Here is a 25,108-nt window from a genome sequence, read left to right on the forward strand (position 1 = left end):
CTAAAAATTAAAATGTAAGGATGCCGTAAAAGTATCAGAAGGTACACCTTCACCGCCTTTATAGCTTAATCTCTTTTTATACTCTAATCTAATCAATTTAAAGATATTATCCACCCCCACAAGTCCTTCTACATAAGGTTTGTTACGCACGGCTTTTGTTTGAATAATACCATCTTTGTCCGCTTCAAACTGAATATTTTCGGGCGTAACAAAGGGATTGTTGGCATCGCTTAACTTTCCATAAAAAGCCTTGAATCCTGTTACTTCACGCCACTTTAACCGTCTGAACAAAGGAATTCTATTAAAAAAGAAACCATTCCAATTGTGGTAATAAGTCAATTTCAAAAACTGGTCTGAAACAAATTCCGAGGTCGCCATCAAGTCAAAATTCACCAACGGCCCCTGCTTATCTTTAGTGACTTCTGGAAGTTCCAGTAAGGTATAAGGCAGATGTTTCCCCCAAATTCTCCCGCCTGAGAATTCAAAATCAGCCTGTCCTGCTGGCGATAAGAACAATCTTTTGAAGATACTAAAGCGTAACGCATCATAACTATAATCTGCCCCCAAAAATCCTTTCAGCCCTTTATTATATTGCAGGGTAAAAATGGGATATTTATTTTCTACTGTTCCCCTGTCGAGATTATGATAAGTAAATTCTTCATTCGGAGCCCAACGCAAAATTAGCTGTAGATCATTTGTATTTACTTGGCGGACTGTATCAGGTAAAGGTAGACTATTGATATAAAATAAATCACCGCGAGGTTGTCTGCGGGTATGTGTAAATGCCGTTCCTACACTAATATGGTTCCCAAATTCGATCAGATGATCGAGACGATAGATATCATTAAACTGCCATTTATTAGGCCTGTTTTTTCCAAAAGAACGGAAGAAACCATCTCCTTTTAAAAAACCCAAACCTCGCCCCGGTTCCATAACGTCGTGCTGTACGGTAAAGCGCAAATAATTTGCCGGAAACTGAACAATACGTTCTCCATTTAAAGTAAATGCCGTACTCAGGTAGTATTTTAGCGCTTTGTCTTTATCGCCATAGGCTGTGTATCCTTCAATGTAGGCCTTTTCCGAAAACAAGCGTGTTGTTCGACCGCTCATCCTAAAACGATTCCCTTCGTAATTATTACGGCTATACAGATATTCCAGTGGACCAAACTCAACTTTCCCGGCATTATAATACCCCTTTGCCAATAAATAGCCTAATGCTACTAACTGATTAAAAGAACGCATATTCTGTACCGAATCAACTTTCTGATATGCCCCTAATTCAGCATGGCTTAATGGGCTTGGCCTGACCCCTACTATGGGTACATGCGGTGCGGATTGGAGGAGATACCTTTTTTCAACAGGTACACCAGCAAAATTCTCATTCGAAATAGAATCGGTGCGATGTCCTAAGTATTGGGTTTCCCTGCGCCCATACAATACATCCGACTTGCTCCCGCCAAATAACATTTTCAGGTCTGCATGAACGGGAAGCATGCTACCGTTTTTAAATTCGCTATAGCTGAGATCTATCTGCACGTCATTTATCCAATTGATATTTGCAGTACGTCCGATATTCAATGTCGCGCGATGAACCGCATACCTTGTATCATCTGAGATCAGTAGATCACCATAGAAGAGCAGATCAATTTCCGATTTACCTTCAAAATGGAGCTCAATATAATCCTTCCCCTCGATCTTTATCGTATCTTGAATTTTGTATTTATAAAACGCTGTAGCACCGGAAGCAATTGGACTTAAAACTCCTTTGTTCGTGATCTGAATTGTATTATCATAGAGATCAACATCACGGAGTATCGTCTGGAACCGTGTCTGCCAATTATCATTATTAAAAAAGCGTGGATTTAATTCGGTCTGATTGTGGCTGATGACAATCTTCTTACTACGATCTGGATTATGAGATGAATAGATATTGGCATAGTTTTCTTCCAAATAAAAGGGTGCAATGGTCTGCCCCCTAAAAGCTGTAGAATCGACATTTTCAAAGAGGAATCGGAATGGTTTCGGAAATTTTTTCGCTTTATCCTCAGGATTGACAAAACCAAATTGCGTCTTCTCATATTCGTCAAAACGAATTTCAGGTATACGGGTATAATGATTTTGTGGTCGATGTGCTATCACCTGTTCGATCAGTGCAATAGCTGGATCTTTAGGCTTTTTGCTTTTTCTATTGACCACGACCTCCTCTAATGTATTGTTCGAGGCAATTAAATGCACCGTCAACATAGAATCTTGTAACCGACGAACATCCACTGTCCGCCGCTCATACCCCACTGCTCCAAATACAAGCTGTCTGTATTTCTTGATATCTTGAATCTTAAAATACCCAAGGGTATCGCTGCTACCACCGCTATCTTCCCCAAGCCAGTTGATTGAAACCCTTGAAATGCCCTTGCCTGTTTGTGCATCAACGACCTTTCCACGAATAAAGTCCTGTGCAATTACTTGTTCGCAGATAACGAAGAAAAGTAACACACATAAAACATGAATCGAAAAAGATTTAACACACACTTTAAACGCCATCTGCAATTTGATAGGATTTCTTTTTTACAATATACAATTTGTATGCAAGAGTTATACCAATAAAAATAAAAAAAGCACAGCGAAATCGCCATGCTCTAATAAACAACAAGTATTTTAACAGAACCTTTATATTAATTTTAAAAGACAGTCTGGATATACCCCAATTAAGATGGTAAGCATTACGGCAAGGAATAATACCAATGAATAATTCCACTGCACATTGACACAGGATTCGTCACTGTCTCTAAAGTACATCGCAACAACAACTTTCAAATAGTAATACACAGCAATGCCTGCATTGATTACCGCCAATACGAGCAAAACAATATGATAATTTTCCATAACAGAAGAAAACATCATAAACTTACCAATAAATCCAGCTGTCAGTGGTATTCCCGCAAGAGAAAGCATGGCTATCGTGATGGCAAATGCGAGCAAAGGATTTCGTTTACCCAAGCCATTAAAAGCTTCAAAATGCTCGGAGCCCGTCGTTTTCTTTACAAGGATCAATCCCGTAAAGGCAACAATGGTTGCCAGCGAATAGGCAAGGCCATAAGCAAAGATACTGTTAGCCGAAGTAGCCCCTACTGCTACAATCGCAAATAACATATACCCAGCATGCGAAACACTTGAATAGGCAAGCATGCGTTTGAAGGAAGACTGCATTAATGCAGAAATATTTCCAACAAATAAGGTGAGAATGGCGATCACTAAGAAAACCGGAGTCCAAAAATCTTGTAAAGGCAATAGACTATAACTGAATAAACGTAACAATCCGGCGAACGAAGCAACTTTAACGACCGTACTCATATAACTCGTAATCAGTATCGGAGCTCCATCATAAACATCTGGTGTCCAGAAATGAAAGGGAACAGCCCCCACCTTGAACGTCAGTCCCACAATGAGGAACAATATACCTCCATAAAACAAAGGCGAAATTGCCTGCGGGTTATTGACGACATAGTTTTTGATTTCACTTAAATCAAATGATCCGGTAGCACCGTATAACAGGGCAATACCAAACAGTAGAAACCCAGTAGAGAAAGCGCCCATCAAAAAGTACTTTAATGCAGCTTCATTTGATGCTTTGTCTCTTTTACGTATCCCGACCAAAATATAAAGCGCTACAGACATAATTTCAATACCTAAAAAAAGCATTGAAAAATTATGATAACTATTCACAAGAACAGCACCTGTGAGGGAGAAAATCAATAACGAGTAATACTCCGCAATTTGTCCCTCCTCATCAAAATATCCCTTTGAGATTACAAAGATACACAAGGTAACCGCGATACATAAGACCGAGAAAGCAATAGCGTAATGATCAAAATGAACCATCCCACTAAAGAGAGGTCCGCTGGTAGAAGTCCAGTCATTCCATAAGAAACCAATAGCGACCAAGAAGCCAAGAATAGAAACAGGCAGCAGCATAGATTTCATCTTGAATAAGCCAAGGTAAAGGACGACTAATGCTAATATCGAAAGTGTAATTATTGCACCCATACAATTAAATATATCTATTATCTGCCTAAAAATGTACTTAAAACTTCCACAGAACCTGCAGAAAGGTTCAATAGGAAATTAGGGAATATACCAATATAAAGGATCAAGACAGAGACCACCGTCAATACAATAAGTTCCGTTCCTTTTACATCTTCAAATTGTATAGTTCTTTCGGTCGTTTCTCCCAGCATCGTTCCTTGATAAAGCCTAAGGATATAAACTGCACCCAGAATTAAGGTTAAACCCGCAAAAACAGCAAACCAAAATCCATATTGAAAAACGCCTTTCAATAATAAAAACTCACCAATAAATCCATTCGTTAATGGTAACCCCACTGCTCCCATACAAATAATCATAAAGAAGATGGCCAACCGAGGCGCCTTGCTTGCTATTCCACCAAGCTCAGTAAGACTACGTGTCTGTGTGCGCTGCTGTATAATATCCAACACATAAAAAAGTCCTATCACAGAAATACCGTGATTTAACATTTGAATAGTTGCCCCACTCAGGCCATTCGTATTCCATGTGAAAACACCAGCACTAATTAAGCCAACGTGGGCTATTGATGAATATGCGATCAATCGCTTCACATCATCTTGTTTAATTGCAATAATGGAAGCATAGACGATCCCAATAATGCATAAGATCATTGCAAAATGTCCGTACAGCGCAACACCGGCTGGTGCGATAGGCAATAGCCAACGCATTAAACCATAAACCCCCATTTTGAGCATGATACCCGCCAACAACATCGTACCTGCTGCAGGTGCATTTGTATACGTATTGGGTTGCCAAGTATGAAAAGGAAAAATTGGTATTTTGATAGCGAAAGCAACAAAAAAAGCCCAAAATAACCATCGCTGTGTATTTTCCCCCAAATCTAATGCAATAAATGAAGTCCATTCAAAATCACGATTGGGCACTTGTTGATAGAGATAAAGAATACCAATCAACATCAAAAGGCTACCCAAAAAAGTATAAATAAAGAATTTCAAATTTACGCGAATACGATCTCCTTCACCCCAAAGTGCACAAATAAAATAAATCGGAATCAAGGCAATCTCCCAACCCACATAAAAAGTAAAGGCATCCAAGGCCATAAATACGAGCAATAAGCCCGCTTGCATAAAAGCCATTAAAGCATAAAAGTTTCCTTTATAATCCTTCTTAAAGGTTGTGGCAATAATTAAAGGCATCAACCCATTCGTCAATAAGATCAACGGCAAGCTAATTCCATCAACGCCGATATGAAAATGAATATGCAATGAAGAAATCCATAGCCAATTTTGTTCAAATTGCATTCCGCCATTTGCGTCAAAAGTACAAAGGAAAGGAATAGTCAAAGCCAAAGACAGTAATGATAAAATCAAGGCAATAGACTTTGCAGCATTGGTCTTTAAAAACGTTAGAATCAATGCGCTTATTAACGGCAATAAAATAAGTAAAAACAAGTTATCCATCGATTATACCAAAATTAAAGACTCAACAATCCATAGATGAAAATGGCAATCACCCCAATTACCATCATCAATAAATAAAAACCAACATTACCATTCTGGAGCAAACGCAATACTTTTCCCGTATCAAATGTTGCTTTCCCGGCACCGTTAACAACACCGTCAATCCCACGTTGATCCACGACATTCCCAAAGAAAGCCGAGAGCCAATTGATGGGACGTACAATGATACTATCATAAAGTTCATCCACGTAAAACTTATTGTAAGATAAATTCGCCAAGAAACTTTTGGTACCTTCTCCCGCTTCAGGTAACTGTTGTCGTTTAACATACTTATTAAAGGCTAAAGCAACCATAATCAATACTCCAACAACAGAAACGGCCATTAATAAATATTCAGTACTGTGTTCCAAATGATGAGTTGCAGGTATTATCGCTTTTCCCTCTGAGAACACTGGCGCCAGGAAATCCTCAAGCCAATGATTACCTCCCAAAACAGCTGGTAAGTTGATCACACCTCCAACCACAGAAAGTATAGCCAATACAATGAGTGGCATGGTCATACTCTTTGGAGATTCATGCAAATGATGTTTTTGCTCTTCTGTACCACGGAATGTCCCAAAAAAGGTCATAAACAGCATCCTAAACATATAGAATGCCGTCATTAATGCACCAATAAAACCTAAACCCCATAAGACCGGACTAGCGGCAAAAGCCCCCGCCAATATTTCATCTTTGGAGAAGAAGCCAGAAAATGGTGGAATTCCTGCAATCGCAATTGTCCCCATCAACATCGTCAGATAAGTAATAGGCATTGCTTTCTTCAAGCCGCCCATTTTACGCATATCCTGTTCTTCACTCATACCATGTATGACAGATCCGGCACCGAGGAAAAGTAACGCCTTGAAAAAGGCATGGGTCAATACATGGAAAAACGCTCCCGTAAATGCTCCGACACCTAGGCCAAGAAACATATAGCCCAATTGTGAAACTGTGGAATAAGCCAATACCTTCTTAATATCATTCTGCGTCAGTGCAATCGCAGCCGCCAATAGTGCTGTACAGATAGCTATGACAGAAATGAGCTGCAACGTAAACGGTGAAAGGATAAACAATACATTGGAACGTGCAATCATATAAATACCGGCTGTAACCATCGTCGCCGCATGGATCAGGGCCGACACGGGTGTCGGGCCAGCCATGGCATCCGGCAACCAGGTAAACAAAGGTATCTGCGCCGATTTACCTGTTGCAGCAATAAATAACAAAATAGTAATGCTAACGACTGTGATATCACCAACAGCAAAATTCTTGGCCGCTGGAAATACAGTCGAAAATTCTAAGGAGCCAAAAGTCCCAAGTATTAAAAATACCGCAAGCAGAAAACCTAAATCCCCTATTCTATTCATCACAAATGCTTTTTTTGCTGCATTTGCATACGAACTATTCTTATACCAAAAGCCAATCAATAAATAGGAACATAGTCCTACACCTTCCCAACCGATGAACATGACCAGGTAATTGGATCCCAATACCAATAGCAACATAAAAAAGATAAAGAGATTCAAATAAGCGAAGAACTTACCAAATCCATTATCATGATGCATATAACCAATGGAATAGACATGGATAAGGAAACCAATTCCCGTAACGATTAAGAGCATGATCGCACTTAACGGATCTACCAAAAAGGAAAGACCGATCTTGAGATTGCCCACTGCAATCCAATCAAATACATGTTGTTCAACGATGCCTGCTTGTCCAGCTTGTCTCGCTTGGTAAACTTCAGAGAACAGAAGGCAGCTACATACAAAAGAAATAAGCACTACAGCGCTGCCAACAGCGCCTATCATACCTTTGGAAAAGGTATTCCTACCCAATCCATTCACTATAAACCCGATTAAGGGCAAAAGGGGAATCAACCAAACTAATTCACTCATCGTATTTATTTCTTAAGTTCTACCAACGAAGTTTATTTAAGGAATCGATATCCACAGACTTCGTATTCCGATATACCATAATAATAATCGCCAAGCCAACGGCAACTTCTGCCGCCGCCAATGCCATGATAAAGAAGACAAAGACCTGTCCTGACGAATCGCCATGCTGCACTGAAAAAGCAGCTAAAAGAAGGTTCACCGCATTCAGCATCAATTCAATAGACATCATAATAATAATGACGTTACGGCGAATAAGAACACCGATAACACCAATAACGAAAATAATCGCACAAAAAATCAGATAATGATTTATTGGCACCCCCTGCAACTGTTGAACAACTGTTTCCATTAGATTTGTTTAGGTTCTTTCTTAGCTAATAATATTGCTCCAATCATTGCCGTCAATAACAATAATGATGATAACTCAAAAGGAAGCAAAAATTCGTTAAACAACACCTTACCCAGATTCTTAACCAACCCGATTTCTGGATTAACAACAGTCAAGGGATTAGAAATATCAAATACGCGGTATACACCGAAGAAAGTCACCAATAGGCAACAGCCGGCGATAACACCTATAAACTTAACCAAATTGGATTTCATGGGTTCGGTATCCTTATTCAGGTTGAGCAGCATCAATACAAATAAAAACAAAACCATGATGGCTCCCATATATACGATGAAATTCACCACAGCCAAAAACTGTGCATTCAAAAGAATATAATGTATTGTAAACGTAAAAAACGTAATGACCAGATACAGTACACTGTGTACAGGATTTTTTGTAAAAATGGTCAGCAGCGCAAAGAAAATAGACAAGAAGGCTACAAAATAAAATACTGTCATAATTTCCTGGTTTAGCTCTTTAATTTGGTAATATCAAAAGTTGGTTCTACCAATTTATCTTTTCCATAGATAAAATCCTTACGGAGATAATCTGCTGTCACATGCGGTCCATCCAGATAGATCGCTTCTTTCGGACAGGCCTCTTCACATAGACCACAGAAAATACATCGCAACATATTGATTTCATATACTGACGCATACTTTTCCTCGCGGTAAAGATTTTCTTCACCTTTTTTTCGCTCGGCAGCAGTCATTGTAATCGCCTCTGCAGGGCAGGACAAAGCACATAATCCACAGGCTGTACACCGCTCACGCCCTTCCTCATCACGTTTGAGCGAATGTTGCCCCCTGAAGTTTTTCGAATAAGGTCTTATTTCCTCAGGATATTTAATGGTTGGAATTTTCTTAAAAAAATGCCTTAATGTAATGCGTAAACCTTTGATAATGGCCGGAAAGTAAATTCTTTCCGAAAATGTCATCGGTTTTTGTTCGATTACTTTTTTACGATTGGTTAGTTGCATAAAAAGTCCTTTCTTATGAGAAATAAGTATCTTTAATCAATGTAAATACACCTGTAAGTACAATATTGGCAATCGCCAATGGAATCAACATCTTCCAGCCTAGATTCATCAATTGATCGTAGCGGAAACGTGGTAAAGTCCAACGCACCCACATAAAGAAAAAGATAAACAGCAATATTTTAATGAAGAATACAACCACCCCGATGATCGTGATCATATTGGCAGATAATCCCAGATCATTCATAAAAGGGAAATTATATCCGCCAAAATAAAGTGATGCCATCAATGCAGAGGAAACGAACATGTTAATATATTCGGAAAACATGTAGAGTCCCAATTTCATGGAGGAGTACTCCGTATGGTAACCACCGACAAGCTCCGTTTCACATTCTGGCAAATCAAAGGGAACCCGATTACATTCGGCAAAAGCACAGACCATAAAAATGATAAAACCCAAGGGCTGTGCCCAGATATTCCAATTGACAAAGCCCGACTGCTGCGCAACGATTTCTTCCAGTGTCAAGGTACGCGTTACCATCAACAAAGCGATAAGCGACAATCCCATTGCAATCTCATAGCTTATACTCTGTGATGCTGCACGAATTGCACCCATAAGCGAGAATTTATTATTGGAGGCCCAGCCACCCAACATGATGCCATATACGCCAAGTGCAATCACACCAAACATATACAACACCCCAACATTGATTCCTTGCGCAACCTGCAAAGAAATTGTGCGATCTCCAATCTGCAATTCCTGCCCCCAAGGAATAACGGCTGAACTAATACATGCCGTTATAATCGCAATTGTAGGCCCCAAAATAAAGAGCACTTTGTGTGCGCCCGCCGGGATAATTTCCTCCTTAAAGAAGAATTTACCTCCATCACACAACGGTTGCAAAATACCAAAGAGACCAGCCCGATCGGGGCCATATCGATCTTGCATAAAACCTGCTATTTTACGTTCCGCAAGTGTCGAATACATCGCGATCACCAAGGTGATAACGAATACAATAGACACCAGTATTAATTTTTCTATGACAAAAGACCACTCCATATTTGTGATTATTTCAATTTTTCTGTTCTAGCCAACTGTTCGCGATTTTGTTCCTGTAGTATTGGATTCTCCTTAACAACTTTCGGCGGATTAAATAACTCGTAGTGATTGGCAGAAATAACGGAATGTCGGTCTATTTCTGTCGGTTCCTCCAACACCCAATCGCTTGTTTTTTTCTGATCAAAGCGACAGGTATTACAGATAAACTCTTCCACTTCACCAAACTCATCCTTTCGAGCAGTTACCCGAAGGACCTCTTCTCCCTTATACCATAAGGTTACCTTACCCGAACATGTCGGACAGTCGCGATGAGCATCGACAGGCTTCGTAAACCATACCCTGTTCTTGAAACGGAAGGTTTTATCGGTCAAAGCGCCCACAGGACATACATCAATAACATTTCCGGAGAAATCATTATCGATTACATTTTCAATATAAGTCGATATCTCGGCATGATCTCCTCGTCCTAAGATACCGTGTACACGCTGGTCGGTCAACTGATTTGCGACATAAACACAACGGTAACATAAGATACAACGGTTCATATGCAATTGGATCTTATCGCCCAGATCAATGCGTTCGAAGGTACGTCGATCGAATTCGTAGCGTGTATGAGCGCTGCCGTGTTCATATCCAAGATCCTGCAATTTACATTCACCAGCCTGATCGCAGATTGGGCAATCTAAGGGATGGTTAATCAATAAGATTTCAACAACACCTTTTCTTGCTTCCACCACCTCTGGCGAAGTAATATTTTGTACTTCCATACCGTCCATCACCGTTGTACGACAAGAAGCCACCAATTTCGGCATCGGTCTTGGATCTTTTTCAGATCCCTTGGAGACTTTTACCAAACAGGTACGGCATTTACCGCCACTCCCCTCCAGTTTGGAGTAGTAACACATTGCCGGAGGGACTATATCGCCGCCGATCTGTCTCGCTGCATTTAATATGCTTGTCCCAGGAGCAACCTCTATCGGTATACCATCGATGGTGACCTTAAACTTTATATCTTCCGCTTCTGCCATGATATGATTAATTTATCGTTACAGCTTCTATTATGATACTATTGGTTGTAAAGGATCAGCATAATGTGCCAGTCCATAATTCCGTGTTTGTGACTCTTCCGGATGCAGGATATGCCATTCAAATTCATCCCTAAAATGTCTTATTGCTGCTGCCACAGGCCATGCTGCAGCATCCCCTAATGGACAGATTGTATTGCCTTCAATTTTCCGCTGCACATCCCACAGCAAATCAATGTCTGACATCGAGCCGTGACCGCTCTCGATCTTATGCAACACCTTCTCCATCCAGCCTGTTCCTTCACGACAAGGCGAACATTGACCACAGCTTTCATGATGATAGAATCGCGCAAAATTCCAGGTATTACGCACCACGCACTGATCCTCATCAAATACGATAAAACCACCTGATCCGAGCATTGTACCAGTTTGGAAGCCACCATCAGCCAATGACTCATAAGTCATCAATCGACTATTTCCAGCAGCAGTTTTCAAGATCAGATTAGCCGGTAAAATAGGCACCGAAGAGCCTCCGGCCACGACAGCCTTCATTCGTTTTCCGTTGGCAATACCACCACAATATTCGTCCGAGTAAATAAATTCTTCAACAGGCAGACCGAGTTCGATCTCGTAGACACCTGGTTTTACAATATTTCCGCTAGCGGAAATTAATTTTGTTCCGGTACTACGCTCTACACCGATCTTAGCATACTCTTCACCACCCAAATTTATAATGGGAACTGTCGTTGCAATAGATTCCACATTATTCACCACTGTCGGGCAGTTATATAAACCCGCTATCGCCGGAAAAGGGGGTTTAATACGCGGATTACCTCGTTTACCTTCTAAAGACTCTAATAAAGCCGTTTCCTCACCACAGATATACGCTCCACCTCCCGGTTGAACATAGATCTCCAGATCATACCCCGAACCTAAAATATTTTTACCCAAAAACCCTTTTTCCTTGGCTTCAGCAATAGCACGCTCCAAAATTCTGATCTGTGGCATCATCTCTCCACGCACATAGATATACGACGTGTGAGCCCCCAAAGCGAAGCTGGATACAATCATTCCCTCAATGAGTGCATGCGGAATATGTGTCATTAAATAACGGTCTTTGAATGTCCCTGGCTCAGACTCGTCGGCATTACAGACCAAATAGCGTGGCACCCCCTCAGGTTTAGCCAAAAAGGACCATTTCATCCCCGTAGGAAAACCAGCTCCCCCACGGCCACGTAATCCAGACTTCTTAACCTCTTCGACAACATCCTCAGGAGACATTGTCTTTAATACTTTTTCAACAGCAACATAACCACCTTTTTGTCGATAGACCTCAAAGGTATTGATGCCCGGAACATCGATATGAGTCAACAAAAGTTTACGTGCCATATTATTCTGTTTTAGCTTTTAAATTATCAATCAATTCGTCGACTTTATCTTCTGTCAGATTCTCATAGAATGTATATTCAGGGCCAATCTGTAAGACTGGTCCAAAACCACAGGCAGCCAAACATTCTACACCACGCCAAGAGAAAAGCCCATCGCTTGTGACCTGTCCCTCCTTTACACCGAGCTTTTGCTCTAAATGCCCCATAATACGCTCTGCACCGACCAAACAACAAGGCCCGGTACGGCAAATCTCCAGTACGTATTTTCCTTTGGGTTGCAACAGGAACATGGTATAGAAGGTTGCCACCTCATACACCTCAATCGGTAATATATTCAGGTAAACAGCAACCTTATCCATCGCATCTGCGCTAACCCAGCCGTATTCCGCCTGAACCAAATGTAAAATGGGCAATAAGCCCGATTTATGCTTTCCTTCAGGGTAACGGCTTACCACTTCTCCAAACTTGGCTAACAATTCTGGAGAAAACGTTACATTTTCATTATGTTGTTTTACACTAAGCATCTAATTCTCCAGCTATAACGTTAAGACTACTCATATTTATAATAGCATCTGAAATCAGCATTCCTGCACTCATTGGTGCAAACATCTGATAATTGACAAAAGAAGGTCTCCTGAAATGCAGACGATAAGGTGACCGTCCACCATCATGAATCAAATAAAAACCGAGTTCACCATTTGCCCCTTCGACCGCATGATAAACTTCAGCTTTAGGTGTATCCACCTCACCCATGACGATTTTAAAGTGGTAAATTAGAGCTTCCATATTGGTATACACCTGTTCTTTCGGAGGTAAATAGAAATCAGGAACCTCCGCATGGAAGACTCCTTTAGGTTCTTTCTCAATTTTCGCTAATGCCTGTTCAATAATCCGAAGTGATTGCCACATTTCGGCGTTCCGAACCATGAAACGATCGTATACATCACCTGTCGTGCCAACAGGCACATCGAAATCAAATTCTTCATACGAGCAATAAGGATTCTGTACACGCACATCGTAATCTACACCTGTCGCCCGTAAAATAGGACCAGACCAGCCATAATCCAGGGCATCTTCTGCTGTTACAGCAGCAACACCCGACGTTCGTTCAATAAAAATGCGGTTACGAACAAACAACTCTTCAAATTCTTGCAACACCGGAGGATAGCGTTTCAGAAATTCACGTATTTTCTCAAAGGCTATAGCATTGAAATCACGCTCGAAGCCTCCAATACGACCAATGTTCGTTGTCAGACGAGCGCCACAGATTTCTTCAAAGATTTCATAGATAAACTCGCGTTCCTGCATCACATACAAAAAGCCGGAAAAAGCACCCGTATCTACCCCCAAAATACCATTACAAATAATATGATCCGCAATACGGGCAAGCTCCATGACGATAACACGCATATATTGCACCCGCTTAGGAATCTCTATCTTGAGCAACTTTTCAACGGTCATATGCCAGCCCATATTATTGATTGGAGACGAGCAATAATTTAGACGATCAGTCAAAGGCGTTATTTGATAAAAAGGTCGATGTTCAGCAATTTTTTCAAATGCGCGGTGAATATAACCGATCGTGGACACGCCACTCACAATACGCTCGCCATCGATTTGTACCACGTTCTGAAATACGCCATGCGTAGCGGGGTGCGTGGGACCAATATTTAGGGTAATCAACTCGTCTTGCGGATCGTTGTCTTCGAAGACAGGCTGATTAGATGTTATCTTGCTTATAAATTCGCTCATATCGTATAAATTAACGGCCGAAATACAAATCTTTCTTATCTACGCGATTTGGATCTTCCAAAGGATATTCCTTACGCATTGGAAACACCTCCATATCATCTACATTCAAAATCCTTCTCAAATCGGGATGCCCTATAAAATTGACACCAAAAAAATCAAAAGTCTCACGCTCCATCCAGTTCGCGCCTTTCCAAACGACGGTTGCTGTTGGAATCTCAGGATTCGGCCCATACAAAAAGACCTTCACTCGGATTCGGATATTATGAACGAGACTATGAATATGATAAACCACAGCAAACTCCTTTTCTAAATGCGGATAATGCACTGCCGTAATATCCGTGAGATGAATAAACTGCAACTCCTTATTCGATTTCAAGAAACGAAGTACATCAATCACATCTTCCGTATCCACGACAATCGTCAATAAATTGTGTGCATCTTGAATTTCGTTAATCTTTGCCGGAAAATTTCCTTGGAGCTTATCCAATAAAAAACTGTTTTCCATCATCTATTTGTTTGTATGTATTCCGTACTTCTCAAGCAGCGCTTTGTATTCGGGTGTATTTCTCCGGTTCAATGATTCATTCTTTACAATATCTTGTAGACGCAACACGCCATCCAAAATTGCTTCTGGACGGGGAGGACAACCAGGCACGTACACATCAACCGGTATAATTTCATCTATTCCTTGTAAGACAGAATACGTATCGAAAATACCACCACTAGATGCACAGGCCCCTACAGCAATTACCCAGCGTGGCTCGGCCATTTGCACATACACCTGCTTTAACACCGGAGCCATTTTCTTAGCAATGGTACCCATTACCAATAGCATATCTGCCTGACGCGGTGAAAAGCTCGGGCGTTCGGCACCGAATCTAGCCAAATCGTAAGTAGAGCCCATCGTTGCCATAAACTCGATACCACAGCAGGATGTGGCGAAGGGCAAAGGCCATAACGAGTTGGCTCGGGCCAAGCCAATGGCTTTGTCCAAACTTGTCGCAAAAAAACCTGCGCCTTCTACTCCCGGAGGAGCTTCTGCCAATTTTATATCACTCATGAAAAGTCGATTTATAGGTTTAAGTATTGCTGGCCCAAAGGCCAACCATCACGGGAATATCTAATCCCAACTCAATGCTTTTTTCTTGATCACATAGATAAAGCCCAACAAGAGCAGCCCCATGAAAATAAACATCTCGATCAAGCCCTGTAGTCCCATTTCCCGGAAGTTGACCGCCCATGGATACATGAAAATAACTTCAACATCAAATATGACAAACAGGATAGCGACCAAAAAATATTTTATGGAGAAAGGCTGCCTGGCATTTCCGACAACTTCAATTCCCGACTCAAAAGCTCCAAGCTTGTTTTCCGTGCGGACTTTCGGCCCGATAAGATGTGTAATAATTATGGTACCTACTCCAAATCCAACAGCAACAAGAAGCTGTATAAATATAGGCAAGTAGTCTATCGGCATACTATTGGCTTGCTCCATCTCAATTAAAATTTATATTGGTAACTATCTCTAAATATAGAGATTTCAAGGTAAAAATCAAAACAAAAAAGGCGTAGATATTACTATCTACGCCTAATTTAGAATGATTTTATTTAAGCTTATTTCAGGCCCTCTAAGTAACCTTTAACAGCTTCATTTGCCGGATCTATAGCTAATACTTTTTGGAAGCTCTCCTTCGCTTTAGGAAGATCTTGCTTCACGTAATAGTAAAGTCCGATATATGTATTTGCATCGATCAAATAATTTTTATTCTTCTCTTGTGCGCCACGTTGATTGATGGTTTCGATCAATTTTTGGAAGGATGCAACGAAATCACCTTTAGGTTGCTCCAAGTTGTCCGCGGTTAAGGCAGCAAAAGCTTTATAATAAAGCGCATTGATCAAATATTTATCTTGTGCTTCTTTATTGTCTGTCGTTTCAATAACAGATAAGAAAGTCTGTGCTTTTTGCAAATCAGCAATTGCTTTATCTCTCAATTCTTGATTAACGACCACTTGTTCCTCATTCTTACTAGCAGCATCTTCCTTTGCACCGATTTGGTAATAAGCTTCTCCAGCATAGTAGTTTGCATCAAACAAATATGTCTTGTTATCTTTATAAGAAGCAACTAGTTCGAATAAAGAGGCTGCTGTCTGCAATTCTTGCTCTTGGTATTTAGCAAATGCCAACTCAGCTGTTTCTCCCAACAATTCTTTGTCTAAATCAATTGCTTTCTTAATATCGGCAATACCCTTTTGAATATTCGCCGTATTCTCTGCTGTCAATACCGGAGCCGCAGTAGCCGTGCTATCTGCACCAGCAGCCGCTGGCTTAGGGCTATTTGCTGCAATCTCAGACATACCTAGATACATATAATCCAATGGAATTACACGATCTTTTTCCATTTTGCTAAACATCTGGTTTAAGTACTCCAATGCTTTCGGATAATCTTTAGCTTTTTGGAAGGCGATATACCCCAAATAACGATAAATTTTTGGATCTACAGAAGGGTTTTGAGCTAATTCCTCAGAAACTACCTTCAAATCGTCGTATTGACGCGCGTAAACCAAGAAATCGGCATAACGGATTTTAGCTTCCAATGAATTATCACCCGCAACTTCCAGGTATTTTTTGTATTGCTCAACACCTTTTTTATTTAACTCGACATATTTCTCGTCAGAAGTACCCGGCAATCTAGACCATTGGTTATATGTTTCAGCCAACTCACGGTAAGTAGGTGCATATGCCGGAGTTTCCGCCGCAATAGCTTCCAATTGTGTGATAGCCTCATCAAAAGCCTGCGCACCACGTACGATCACAGCCTGTCCAACTTTCGCTTGTACTGAATTTGGATCGATATCAGTCGCTTCACCATAGCTTGTATAAGCCAATGAACCTTCTTTTAAACCACGGTATGCATCACCTAATGCGATAGGAATTGCAACATCTTTTTTGTTTTTTTCTTTCGCTTGCGTTAGGTATTCCAAAGCTTTCGCATAATCAGGCTCAGGCGTTTTTATATATGCACGACCGATTTCCAATAATGGTTCATAATCTTTTTTACCTAATTTTGCGGTTGCCAAAGCGAATTTAGATTCAGCGCTCGCTTTATCCTTTTTCATTAAGTCAACATAGCCCAAACCTACATTGTTGATTGTAGCCTTTGGATCAGCAGCCAAACCTTGGTTGAAAATCGCAGCGGCAGAATCCGCTCTGTCGTTTACCAAATAAATTTGACCCAAATAGAAATAATTATCTCCATTCTTAGGTTGCTTAGTCACTAACTGTTGAAGGATAGTTTTCGCTTTACCATAATTTTCAGCCTCGATGGCTGCTCTAGCATCTTTCAAACTTTGTGCACTTACTGTGCCCACAGATCCCGCCAATAAAAGACTAAATAATAATTTACTGTTTGTCATAATCTATTTTTGTACTATTTATTATCTATTTAATATAACTTTCATCTCTAATAATGATCTCTCGTCCAGGCATTGTAGCAGGAACCAATCCAGCTTTCAATACAATACGTTGTCCACGATCTCCTGTCAAAAAGGCACTGAAGCCTAAACCTAAGCCCATATTCGGCTGATAGTTCATAATGTAGACAGGTCTTATAAAAGGATATAAGCCGTCGGCGATAGTCGATTGGGATGGTCTATAAAAACTGACCTTTTCGCCCTCCTTACCAACACTTTCGATGCTCAATGTACGAATTTTATCCAATAAATTCGAATTTTTTTCTACAGCTTTTAAATACCAATTATAACCAATAACGCCCACTGTATTTGCATTCTCGCTCACATATTTCATTACATCCTCACTATCTTTCAAAGCAGAAACAGCTTTCGGATCGATTTTGTTCAATTTAAAATAATCTTTCAAATAGCGCAGTGTGCTTGAATTGGCGTTGTCAAAGATCAGTCGTTGTCCTGCTAAGTTACCTTCCAACAAAGACTTAACGTCTTTTTGAGGCATTATAGTATCAGCACTGTTACGATTATTGATCAATACAACGGCATCCGACGCCATTTGGAATATTTTAGGTTGAATCCCTCGCTTTTTAAAGTAGCTATCTTCCTCATTTGTCAGCTTGCGCGTCAACACAACCACATAGGCCGAATCGCCAAGCAATGCATTCACCGCTTTAATTTCGGGACGAGCAATAAGCTCCAAACTCGAATTTGGATAAGAACTCTCAAACACATCCGCAGATTCTTGGATAATAGGCAACAAAGTTTGATCCACAATAACGGGTAGCTTACCCGTTAGAATATCATCGCTCTCTTTCGTTTGCTTTGTTTTATTTTCGCAGGAAACAAAAATGCCCATACAGATGCCAAGCATCACAAGAACCATTTTATATTTTCTCATATGATACATCATAAAATAAGACAGTTTAATTAAAAAATAGTTTAATTTTTGAAGAGAGAATTGGTTGTAGCCAAAAAGAAGAGGGCAGTTAATTAAAAATTATTTTGCCAAAGCCGCACAAACCGCATAAAAGAATACAGGATCAATACGACACCAAAGATTGTTTTGTAGGTTGGATTAATCTCAATGGGAAAATTGTCCCAGAATATAATCAAAAGGCCCAAAACAAAATAAAAGCCAAACATAAATAGTCCCAAAATAGACAGAAACCGCTTCAGAGGCGATTTCTGTCTATAATTTGAACTATTATTCGAATTAAAATTTGTCATTCTAATTTTGAAGGTTCAATCGAATTGGTAAAGTGTACGCTACACGAACTGGACGACCATTTTGAATACCAGGTTTCCATTTCTTCGCTTTCTTAAGCAACCTTACGGCTGCATCACCAGTACCATATTTCAAATCGCGTTTGATATTGATGTCTGTTAAGCTACCATCTTTTTCTACAACGAAAGATACCTCAACGACACCATTTACACCATTTTCAGTTGCCGCAGCTGGATACTCGTAGTTTGAACCTACCCAAGACATAAATGCTTGCATACCGCCTACAGGCATTGGCTGAACCTCGATGGCATTAAATGGAAGAATTTCATCTCCATTACCATTTGGATCGCCTTTTGCAGCACCAGTGATTGCGCCATCTTGTTTCTTCGAACCAAATTCACCACGTGCAACAGAAGTACCAGTCGGGCTACCTTTCAAAGTAATACGCGCTGGAGTTTTATTTGGGTCTTTCAACTCTTCCTGAGAAGCAACTTCTTCCACAACTTTGTTTGCAGGAGCTACTTTAGGTTCAGGGAAACGAACCAAATCTTCTTTCGGTACATCCATAGCCACTTGTTGAGGTTTTTCTTCCGGTTCTTGCGGAAGCGGCTCCTCTTCTTCAGGCTCTGGTGGTTTGATTTCTTCAAGGTCTTCCAAAGTAACTTCAGTTACTGCAGGAGGAGCCTCAACGGCTTTCTTCGGGAACAGCTTACTTCCATAAACACTAAGGAAACTGGCTATGACTACAATGCCGATAACGACAAGAAGTCCCCTGTTAGTCGCTTTAGGCGCTAGCTTACGAAGCTCATAAGCTCCGTACTCCTTATTGCGGCCTTGAAAAACGACGTCAAGCCATTCTTTCTTAAAAATATCTAATTTTGACCCTATCATATTATTTTAGTTTTTTGTGTCAATCTAATAACTAATCATTATAGATATTGTCACGTTTTAACACGTCCACTTCCTCTGGAGTAATCTTTCCGATCATATAGCGTTTTACGTCTACAATTTTCATCTCGTCAAGAATGTCAACAAGATTACGTTGTGTACATTTATCACTCGGTCTTATGATTACGATCATGTCTTTACCGCCTGAAACGCGAGGTACATATGCCTTTTTCTCCATCAAAACCTTACGAATCCCATCCGCACCGTAACCAGCAACAGTAGGACCTTCGATCGGACGAGCAACTTGACCATATACCCAAGAGACTTTATTGTCAGAACCCAATAAAATTGTAAGTGAACGATTATCTGCTGTAAGCAATTCATCGCTTTGTTGCTCCTTAATTTTATTTTTGTCTGGCATAGCCACATCCATCGCTTGCGGTTTATTTAAGGATGTGGTCAACATGAAGAAGGTAATCAACAAGAACGCCAAATCCACCATCGCTGTAAGGTCGACCTTACCGCCATTCTTCTTGGATCTTACCTTCCCGCCTTTGCCTTTTTTACCACTATCCTGATTTAATTCTGCCATTGTTTGTTCTTATTAAATCGTCAATTATTTCTCCTCAGCACGCATGCCTGTTATGAAACTAAATTTGTTTTGCTTTTGATTGCGCAACGTTTCAATAACTAAATTAACCGAAGGATATTTTTCATTCGCATCTGCTTTGATAGCCATCTTTAAAGGTCCTGGATGCACGAAATTTTTATCAGATGCTTCTTTTTCCTTATTTACCTCCTCAGCTGCAAGACGGGCATTTTGAACCCAGTAATACAACTCATTTGAAGTATTCTCTGTACTATCAACCGGGATACCAGTTTGCAGACCTTTCTCTGTACGCTTACTTCCATCCAGAGCTAATAATCCTTTCAATTTAGACATTGGTACACCAAAGTTTTCCATCAATTTGAAACGATCATAATCTTCTTGTGAAAAGCCAACGCCATATTTTGCTGACATTCTTTCTAGTGCTTTTACGCGAACCTGTTGATCAGTCGTACCGAAGAAAACTTTACCTTGATCGCCTATTGTGATCATACCTACATTTGAATCAGGTAACTTATCTTTTGTAGTCGATGCTGGGGTATCCACCGTCAATGCTTCCGGTTGGCGCGCAGTCGCCGTTAAGACGAAGAACGTAAGCAGTAAGAACGATACGTCACACATCGCTGTCATGTCGATCGACGTACTGGCTCTTTTTACTTTTGCTTTACCCATTTTAAATTCTTCTTTTTAAATTAAAAACTCAATCTTCTATCCTATGATGCTTTTGATTTTTGATTTCCATAAAATAAAATCAAAAACTTTCATCATAGTTCTTATTTGTGGTTTGCAGCGTATGTTTGTACGATTGAGAAACCAGCTTCGTCGATAGAGTAAGTTAATTTATCGATTTTTGCAGTAAAGATGTTATACAATACGATAGCGAATGTTGAAGTCGCGATACCAGTTGCTGTATTGATCAAGGCCTCAGAGATACCGTTTGCCAATTTAGCTGAATCTGGAGCACCACCTGTTGCCAATGCCGAGAAGGCTTTGATCATACCTGTTACCGTACCCAATAGACCACATAATGTACCGATAGAAACTAATGTAGCGATAACGTTTAAGTTTTTCTCTAACATTGGCATTTCTAATGCTGTAGTTTCTTCGATTTCTTTTTGAATTGCAATAGCAGCTTTTTCGGTGTTTACTTCAGGATCTGCAGATACTGATTTGTATTTCAATAAACCAGCTTTTACAACATTTGCTACTGAACCTTTTTGTTTGTCACACTCAGCGATAGCTGAATCGATGTTTCCACCATTAATCAACGTTTGAATTTTACGAACGAAGTTTCCTACGTTACCATTACCAGAAGCTTTGTTAATAACGATAAAACGTTCTACTGAGAAAACCCATACCATCAAGAATAAACCAAGCAAAACAGGTACGATAGCCCCAGCATGGTAAACCATTCCTAAGTAGTTACCTGGATTTGGAGCATTTTCAGGATTGTTGTCAACGAAGTTAGTTGGATTGCCCATCACAAATTTCCATACACAGAAACCCACGATGAAACAGATGATGATTGCAGCTTGAGCAAAGAAAGATCCTCCGTTGTTGCTCTCTTGTTTTGCAGCAGTTTTAGGTGCGTTTGCCATTTTTCTAATTTTTAGTTTTTTACTGTTGTTTAAATATATAATGTTGTTTAAATTATATGCACTCTTATTCGCTTTTGAAACCAATTTTGCAAAGCAAATTTAATATTTAATGTCAAATTTAAAATATTCATCTCAAATATATAAAAAAAATCAAATTTGTTTTTTCAAACTGAACACACCATTAATCAGTGTTATTTTTCTCAGCAGTTCCCGTTATATAATCATTATTACTCTATGCTAAATCGCTTATTCGCAATAATTATTTTACAATGAAAGCCATTTTTTTTTTGATATGCAAAAAAATCAAGGATTTTAAACGACAAAAAGTAAGTGATTACTCATGTTTCTGAACAACTAGGCATCCTACACTCAAAGCATACTTGCCTAATAGACAATTCATTAGATTTACCACTATTATCCCTGATATACTTGTTTAACCACCAACTAATTTTACGCGATACCCCTCTTTAAGTAACAAATCATAGATCTTTTGTTTAAACTCTCCCTGAATGATGACCTCCCCATCCTTCACTGTTCCACCCACTCCGCACTTCGTTTTCAACAATTTACCTAAATTCTCCAAGTCTTCCGCTTTTCCAACAAACCCCGTAACCAACGTAACAACTTTCCCCTTCCGCATTTTCCGGTCAAGCTGCACTTTTAAGTTTTGCTGATTTACAGGTAACGTATCTGCTTCCTGAAAAAAATCAGCCAGCTGATAGCTGAAGCTGTCGTCTGTTGAATATACAACGCCCTCATAGGACTGTTTCTTATTTTTACTCATGATCTTAACAAATTATCTTTAACGCTTTTGGCATAATGGAAATATCCAATTTATCGCCAAGTTCGATCGGCTCCCCATCCACATGAACCGGTGACACCTTATCAATCTCGATCTGTATGTTCTTTCCAGGAATGATCTCGACATAACTGGATTGATCTGCCGATTTATTAAAAAGATGGAAAATCATCTTTGGCAAAATGTAAAGCGGAAATTTGTGCACGATACAGACATCTAAAATGCCATCGTTAACCGAAGCCTGTGGTGCGATATAGGCATTATTTCCATATTGGGGAGAGTTCGCTACGCTGATCATAAACGCTTGCCTTTCGTATACCTTTCCATCAATCGTCAATTTGTAATGTGCCGGCTGATACTTGCTGAGCACATTAAAAACGGACTTCATATAGCCCAAAGGTCCGCGAATATTTTCATTCGCAAAATTTTCACTTACAGAGGCATCAAAACCTAAACCCGCGATATTAAAAAATCGTCTATCATTAATTACACCACAATCCACCTCTATCGATTCAAAACGATTAATCCGACGGATAGCAGCAGCTTCATTCATTGGAACCCCCAAGTAAAGCGCCAGGCCGTTACCAGAACCTTCAGGAATAATCCCCAATGGAATTCCAGATCCTACCAAAGCGGAGCCCAGTTCATTGATCGTCCCATCACCACCGACCGCGATAACTGCATCATAGCCTTCTTTGACCGCTTTCAGCCCAATTTCGTAAGCATGGTTCGGTCTCGCGGTCTGCTGAAAAGTAGGATCAAACTTCTGCAGATCAAGCACATCCAGCACTTGTTTTTTAAAAGAAGTTTTATTTTTCCCCCCTGAAATAGGATTAATAACAAACAGTATTTGTTTACGTTCTGACATATCCAAAGATAGCGGAAATTACCAATTTCTTAAAATAATGTAATCTTTATACTAATTAACGCACTTCCCTATGCTTTTAAAAGTTAAAATATAAATTTGATTTTAAATAATCCTCAAAGTATTGTAGCTTTGTCGCACAAAAAATAGAATGTGGACTGATTTGCGTGCTGTTGCGTTACAAGGCAACGACAAGGAGATTGCAACCACAGTAAAAAAGTGCTAAAAACCCTTCGCTATCACGGCTCTTATCACTTTGCTGTTATTTCATTCTAGCGCAAATCCAATATTAAAAATTACGTAAAGCATGGCTTATTTATTTACGTCAGAATCTGTTTCTGAAGGGCATCCAGACAAAATTGCGGATCAAATTTCAGATGCATTAATAGACAATTTTTTAGCATGGGACGAGGATTCTCGCGTCGCTATTGAAACACTAGTAACCACAGGACAGGTTGTCCTTGCCGGGGAAGTTAAATCAAACATATACCTCGATGTTCAGAAAATAGCCCGTTCGGTGATCCAAAAGATTGGCTACACCAAGTCTGAATACATGTTCGAGGCAAATTCCTGTGGCGTTCTTTCGGCGATTCACGAGCAGTCTGCTGATATCAACCAGGGCGTAGACCGCAAGACAAGGCAAGAACAAGGTGCGGGCGACCAAGGTATCATGTTCGGTTATGCAAACAACGAAACTGAGAATTTTATGCCTCTGGCATTGGACCTATCGCATCGCTTACTTTATGAATTGGCCGAGCTACGTCGCGAAAATAACGAAATCAAGTATTTGCGCCCGGACGCAAAATCTCAGGTTACCCTTGAGTATAGTGACGATCACAAACCAAAAAGAATCGAAGCAATCGTAATCTCCACACAACATGACGACTTCGATACGGAACAAGTTATGTTGGATAAAATTACACATGACATCAAAACGATCTTGATTCCTCGTGTTAAAGCACAATTGAAACCAGAACTTCAGTTGTTATTTAACGATGAAATTAAGTTTCATATCAATCCAACTGGAAAATTTGTTATCGGTGGACCTCACGGAGATACAGGACTTACCGGTCGCAAGATCATTGTCGATACCTACGGCGGCCGAGGTGCACATGGTGGAGGGGCTTTCTCAGGAAAAGATCCATCTAAGGTAGACCGTTCTGCTGCATACGCAACGCGCCATATTGCCAAAAACTTAGTGGCAGCAGGTGTTGCAGATGAAATTCTCGTACAGATTTCCTATGCAATTGGTGTAAAAGATCCTATGGGAATCTATGTAAATACCTATGGAACGAGCAAAGTAAATTTGACCGATGGTCAGATTGCTGAAAAAATTGCTCATTTGTTTGATATGACTCCCTACGGAATTGAAACGCGTTTGGGTCTGAGAAATCCAATTTATTCAGAAACGGCTGCCTATGGACACATGGGAAGAACACCAAAAAAAGTAACCAAGGAATTCGAGAGCTCAACTGGCGAGAAAAAGCAAATTGAGGTTGAACTTTTTACTTGGGAAAAACTGGATTATATCGATAAAGTGAAAGAAGAGTTTGGTTTGTGAGAACCTACCCTCCATAAAAAGATAAAAGGAAGACATGATGTCTTCCTTTTTTTGTTTGTTAAAAACG

General features: G+C 40.1%; 24 protein-coding genes. 1 reads left to right on the forward strand and 23 read right to left on the reverse strand.

Features of this window, described 5'->3' with window-relative positions; all coding sequences use genetic code 11:
* From IQ31_RS17060 to IQ31_RS17175, 23 genes are all read right to left on the reverse strand, one after another.
* A complete protein-coding gene (locus IQ31_RS17060) occupies positions 1 to 2,493 on the reverse strand; it encodes a DUF5686 family protein (RefSeq protein ID WP_158638898.1) in 2,493 nt (830 codons plus the stop codon).
* Between the two features lie 174 nt (positions 2,494 to 2,667).
* Positions 2,668 to 4,044 carry an NADH-quinone oxidoreductase subunit N gene (locus tag IQ31_RS17065; protein WP_145328813.1) on the reverse strand — a complete coding sequence of 459 codons (1,377 nt, stop codon included), beginning with the start codon at positions 4,042 to 4,044 and terminating at the stop codon, positions 2,668 to 2,670.
* A 17-nt stretch (positions 4,045 to 4,061) separates the two neighbouring features.
* Positions 4,062 to 5,504, reverse strand: a complete 1,443-nt coding sequence (locus IQ31_RS17070; RefSeq protein WP_145328815.1) for a complex I subunit 4 family protein — start codon at positions 5,502 to 5,504, stop codon at positions 4,062 to 4,064.
* 14 nt (positions 5,505 to 5,518) lie between these two features.
* Positions 5,519 to 7,441 (reverse strand): NADH-quinone oxidoreductase subunit L, encoded by a 1,923-nt coding sequence (gene nuoL / locus IQ31_RS17075; protein WP_145328818.1) that lies wholly within the window; start codon positions 7,439 to 7,441, stop codon positions 5,519 to 5,521.
* A 19-nt stretch (positions 7,442 to 7,460) separates the two neighbouring features.
* Positions 7,461 to 7,790, reverse strand: a complete 330-nt coding sequence (gene nuoK / locus IQ31_RS17080; protein WP_046673084.1) for an NADH-quinone oxidoreductase subunit NuoK — start codon at positions 7,788 to 7,790, stop codon at positions 7,461 to 7,463.
* Positions 7,790 to 8,287: an NADH-quinone oxidoreductase subunit J family protein gene (locus tag IQ31_RS17085; RefSeq protein WP_145328820.1), complete on the reverse strand. Its 498-nt coding sequence runs from the start codon at positions 8,285 to 8,287 to the stop codon at positions 7,790 to 7,792. The genes nuoK and IQ31_RS17085 overlap by 1 nt, the downstream gene beginning before the upstream one ends.
* A gap of 11 nt (positions 8,288 to 8,298) precedes the next feature.
* Positions 8,299 to 8,808, reverse strand: coding sequence for a NuoI/complex I 23 kDa subunit family protein (locus tag IQ31_RS17090; RefSeq protein ID WP_070560982.1), 510 nt, complete (start codon positions 8,806 to 8,808; stop codon positions 8,299 to 8,301).
* Between the two features lie 13 nt (positions 8,809 to 8,821).
* Positions 8,822 to 9,865: an NADH-quinone oxidoreductase subunit NuoH gene (nuoH, locus tag IQ31_RS17095; RefSeq protein WP_145328822.1), complete on the reverse strand. Its 1,044-nt coding sequence runs from the start codon at positions 9,863 to 9,865 to the stop codon at positions 8,822 to 8,824.
* 8 nt (positions 9,866 to 9,873) lie between these two features.
* On the reverse strand, positions 9,874 to 10,893 hold the full coding sequence (locus IQ31_RS17100) for an NADH-quinone oxidoreductase subunit G (protein WP_145328824.1): 1,020 nt from the start codon (positions 10,891 to 10,893) through the stop codon (positions 9,874 to 9,876).
* A gap of 30 nt (positions 10,894 to 10,923) precedes the next feature.
* Positions 10,924 to 12,279 (reverse strand): NADH-quinone oxidoreductase subunit NuoF, encoded by a 1,356-nt coding sequence (nuoF, locus tag IQ31_RS17105; RefSeq protein ID WP_075990304.1) that lies wholly within the window; start codon positions 12,277 to 12,279, stop codon positions 10,924 to 10,926.
* Position 12,280: 1 nt separating this feature from the next.
* Positions 12,281 to 12,802: an NADH-quinone oxidoreductase subunit NuoE family protein gene (locus IQ31_RS17110; protein WP_145328826.1), complete on the reverse strand. Its 522-nt coding sequence runs from the start codon at positions 12,800 to 12,802 to the stop codon at positions 12,281 to 12,283.
* Positions 12,795 to 14,030 (reverse strand): NADH-quinone oxidoreductase subunit D, encoded by a 1,236-nt coding sequence (locus tag IQ31_RS17115; RefSeq protein ID WP_075990306.1) that lies wholly within the window; start codon positions 14,028 to 14,030, stop codon positions 12,795 to 12,797. The genes IQ31_RS17110 and IQ31_RS17115 overlap by 8 nt, the downstream gene beginning before the upstream one ends.
* A 10-nt stretch (positions 14,031 to 14,040) precedes the next feature.
* Positions 14,041 to 14,538 carry an NADH-quinone oxidoreductase subunit C gene (locus IQ31_RS17120; protein ID WP_075990307.1) on the reverse strand — a complete coding sequence of 166 codons (498 nt, stop codon included), beginning with the start codon at positions 14,536 to 14,538 and terminating at the stop codon, positions 14,041 to 14,043.
* Positions 14,539 to 15,090 (reverse strand): NADH-quinone oxidoreductase subunit B, encoded by a 552-nt coding sequence (locus IQ31_RS17125; RefSeq protein WP_075990308.1) that lies wholly within the window; start codon positions 15,088 to 15,090, stop codon positions 14,539 to 14,541.
* A 60-nt stretch (positions 15,091 to 15,150) separates the two neighbouring features.
* Positions 15,151 to 15,525, reverse strand: coding sequence for an NADH-quinone oxidoreductase subunit A (locus tag IQ31_RS17130; protein WP_088163316.1), 375 nt, complete (start codon positions 15,523 to 15,525; stop codon positions 15,151 to 15,153).
* A gap of 119 nt (positions 15,526 to 15,644) precedes the next feature.
* Complete coding sequence (locus IQ31_RS17135) at positions 15,645 to 17,444, reverse strand: tetratricopeptide repeat protein (RefSeq protein ID WP_145328828.1); 1,800 nt, start codon at positions 17,442 to 17,444, stop codon at positions 15,645 to 15,647.
* 25 nt (positions 17,445 to 17,469) lie between these two features.
* A complete protein-coding gene (locus tag IQ31_RS17140; RefSeq protein WP_158638900.1) occupies positions 17,470 to 18,396 on the reverse strand; it encodes a PstS family phosphate ABC transporter substrate-binding protein in 927 nt (308 codons plus the stop codon).
* Between the two features lie 330 nt (positions 18,397 to 18,726).
* The gene (locus tag IQ31_RS17150; RefSeq protein WP_088163319.1) at positions 18,727 to 19,614 is read right to left on the reverse strand and encodes an energy transducer TonB; all 888 of its coding nucleotides are present in this window, start codon (positions 19,612 to 19,614) and stop codon (positions 18,727 to 18,729) included.
* A 31-nt stretch (positions 19,615 to 19,645) separates the two neighbouring features.
* Positions 19,646 to 20,203 (reverse strand): ExbD/TolR family protein, encoded by a 558-nt coding sequence (locus tag IQ31_RS17155; RefSeq protein ID WP_075990314.1) that lies wholly within the window; start codon positions 20,201 to 20,203, stop codon positions 19,646 to 19,648.
* Between the two features lie 24 nt (positions 20,204 to 20,227).
* Positions 20,228 to 20,890, reverse strand: a complete 663-nt coding sequence (locus IQ31_RS17160; RefSeq protein WP_075990315.1) for an ExbD/TolR family protein — start codon at positions 20,888 to 20,890, stop codon at positions 20,228 to 20,230.
* A gap of 101 nt (positions 20,891 to 20,991) precedes the next feature.
* Positions 20,992 to 21,816, reverse strand: coding sequence for a MotA/TolQ/ExbB proton channel family protein (locus tag IQ31_RS17165; RefSeq protein WP_075990316.1), 825 nt, complete (start codon positions 21,814 to 21,816; stop codon positions 20,992 to 20,994).
* 433 nt (positions 21,817 to 22,249) lie between these two features.
* A complete protein-coding gene (locus IQ31_RS17170) occupies positions 22,250 to 22,600 on the reverse strand; it encodes a translation initiation factor (protein ID WP_075990317.1) in 351 nt (116 codons plus the stop codon).
* 4 nt (positions 22,601 to 22,604) lie between these two features.
* On the reverse strand, positions 22,605 to 23,483 hold the full coding sequence (locus tag IQ31_RS17175; RefSeq protein ID WP_075990318.1) for a diacylglycerol/lipid kinase family protein: 879 nt from the start codon (positions 23,481 to 23,483) through the stop codon (positions 22,605 to 22,607).
* Positions 23,484 to 23,787: 304 nt separating this feature from the next.
* On the opposite strand from IQ31_RS17175, the gene metK reads away from it, so the two are divergent.
* Complete coding sequence (gene metK / locus IQ31_RS17180) at positions 23,788 to 25,041, forward strand: methionine adenosyltransferase (RefSeq protein ID WP_088163322.1); 1,254 nt, start codon at positions 23,788 to 23,790, stop codon at positions 25,039 to 25,041.
* The last annotated feature ends 67 nt before the right edge of the window (positions 25,042 to 25,108 follow it).

The organism is Sphingobacterium siyangense (assembly GCF_007830445.1).
Lineage (GTDB): Bacteria > Bacteroidota > Bacteroidia > Sphingobacteriales > Sphingobacteriaceae > Sphingobacterium > Sphingobacterium siyangense.

What these genes read in the sequence shown, in the direction of transcription:
- IQ31_RS17065 (WP_145328813.1), bottom strand. Translation starts at nt 4,044, where the DNA reads ATGGGTGCAATAATTACACTTTCGATATTAGCATTAGTCGTCCTTTAC.
- IQ31_RS17070 (WP_145328815.1), bottom strand. Translation starts at nt 5,504, where the DNA reads ATGGATAACTTGTTTTTACTTATTTTATTGCCGTTAATAAGCGCATTG.
- nuoL (WP_145328818.1), bottom strand. Translation starts at nt 7,441, where the DNA reads ATGAGTGAATTAGTTTGGTTGATTCCCCTTTTGCCCTTAATCGGGTTT.
- nuoK (WP_046673084.1), bottom strand. Translation starts at nt 7,790, where the DNA reads ATGGAAACAGTTGTTCAACAGTTGCAGGGGGTGCCAATAAATCATTAT.
- IQ31_RS17085 (WP_145328820.1), bottom strand. Translation starts at nt 8,287, where the DNA reads ATGACAGTATTTTATTTTGTAGCCTTCTTGTCTATTTTCTTTGCGCTG.
- IQ31_RS17090 (WP_070560982.1), bottom strand. Translation starts at nt 8,808, where the DNA reads ATGCAACTAACCAATCGTAAAAAAGTAATCGAACAAAAACCGATGACA.
- nuoH (WP_145328822.1), bottom strand. Translation starts at nt 9,865, where the DNA reads ATGGAGTGGTCTTTTGTCATAGAAAAATTAATACTGGTGTCTATTGTA.
- IQ31_RS17100 (WP_145328824.1), bottom strand. Translation starts at nt 10,893, where the DNA reads ATGGCAGAAGCGGAAGATATAAAGTTTAAGGTCACCATCGATGGTATA.
- nuoF (WP_075990304.1), bottom strand. Translation starts at nt 12,279, where the DNA reads ATGGCACGTAAACTTTTGTTGACTCATATCGATGTTCCGGGCATCAAT.
- IQ31_RS17110 (WP_145328826.1), bottom strand. Translation starts at nt 12,802, where the DNA reads ATGCTTAGTGTAAAACAACATAATGAAAATGTAACGTTTTCTCCAGAA.
- IQ31_RS17115 (WP_075990306.1), bottom strand. Translation starts at nt 14,030, where the DNA reads ATGAGCGAATTTATAAGCAAGATAACATCTAATCAGCCTGTCTTCGAA.
- IQ31_RS17120 (WP_075990307.1), bottom strand. Translation starts at nt 14,538, where the DNA reads ATGATGGAAAACAGTTTTTTATTGGATAAGCTCCAAGGAAATTTTCCG.
- IQ31_RS17125 (WP_075990308.1), bottom strand. Translation starts at nt 15,090, where the DNA reads ATGAGTGATATAAAATTGGCAGAAGCTCCTCCGGGAGTAGAAGGCGCA.
- IQ31_RS17130 (WP_088163316.1), bottom strand. Translation starts at nt 15,525, where the DNA reads ATGGAGCAAGCCAATAGTATGCCGATAGACTACTTGCCTATATTTATA.
- IQ31_RS17135 (WP_145328828.1), bottom strand. Translation starts at nt 17,444, where the DNA reads ATGACAAACAGTAAATTATTATTTAGTCTTTTATTGGCGGGATCTGTG.
- IQ31_RS17140 (WP_158638900.1), bottom strand. Translation starts at nt 18,396, where the DNA reads ATGAGAAAATATAAAATGGTTCTTGTGATGCTTGGCATCTGTATGGGC.
- IQ31_RS17150 (WP_088163319.1), bottom strand. Translation starts at nt 19,614, where the DNA reads ATGATAGGGTCAAAATTAGATATTTTTAAGAAAGAATGGCTTGACGTC.
- IQ31_RS17155 (WP_075990314.1), bottom strand. Translation starts at nt 20,203, where the DNA reads ATGGCAGAATTAAATCAGGATAGTGGTAAAAAAGGCAAAGGCGGGAAG.
- IQ31_RS17160 (WP_075990315.1), bottom strand. Translation starts at nt 20,890, where the DNA reads ATGGGTAAAGCAAAAGTAAAAAGAGCCAGTACGTCGATCGACATGACA.
- IQ31_RS17165 (WP_075990316.1), bottom strand. Translation starts at nt 21,816, where the DNA reads ATGGCAAACGCACCTAAAACTGCTGCAAAACAAGAGAGCAACAACGGA.
- IQ31_RS17170 (WP_075990317.1), bottom strand. Translation starts at nt 22,600, where the DNA reads ATGAGTAAAAATAAGAAACAGTCCTATGAGGGCGTTGTATATTCAACA.
- IQ31_RS17175 (WP_075990318.1), bottom strand. Translation starts at nt 23,483, where the DNA reads ATGTCAGAACGTAAACAAATACTGTTTGTTATTAATCCTATTTCAGGG.
- metK (WP_088163322.1), top strand. Translation starts at nt 23,788, where the DNA reads ATGGCTTATTTATTTACGTCAGAATCTGTTTCTGAAGGGCATCCAGAC.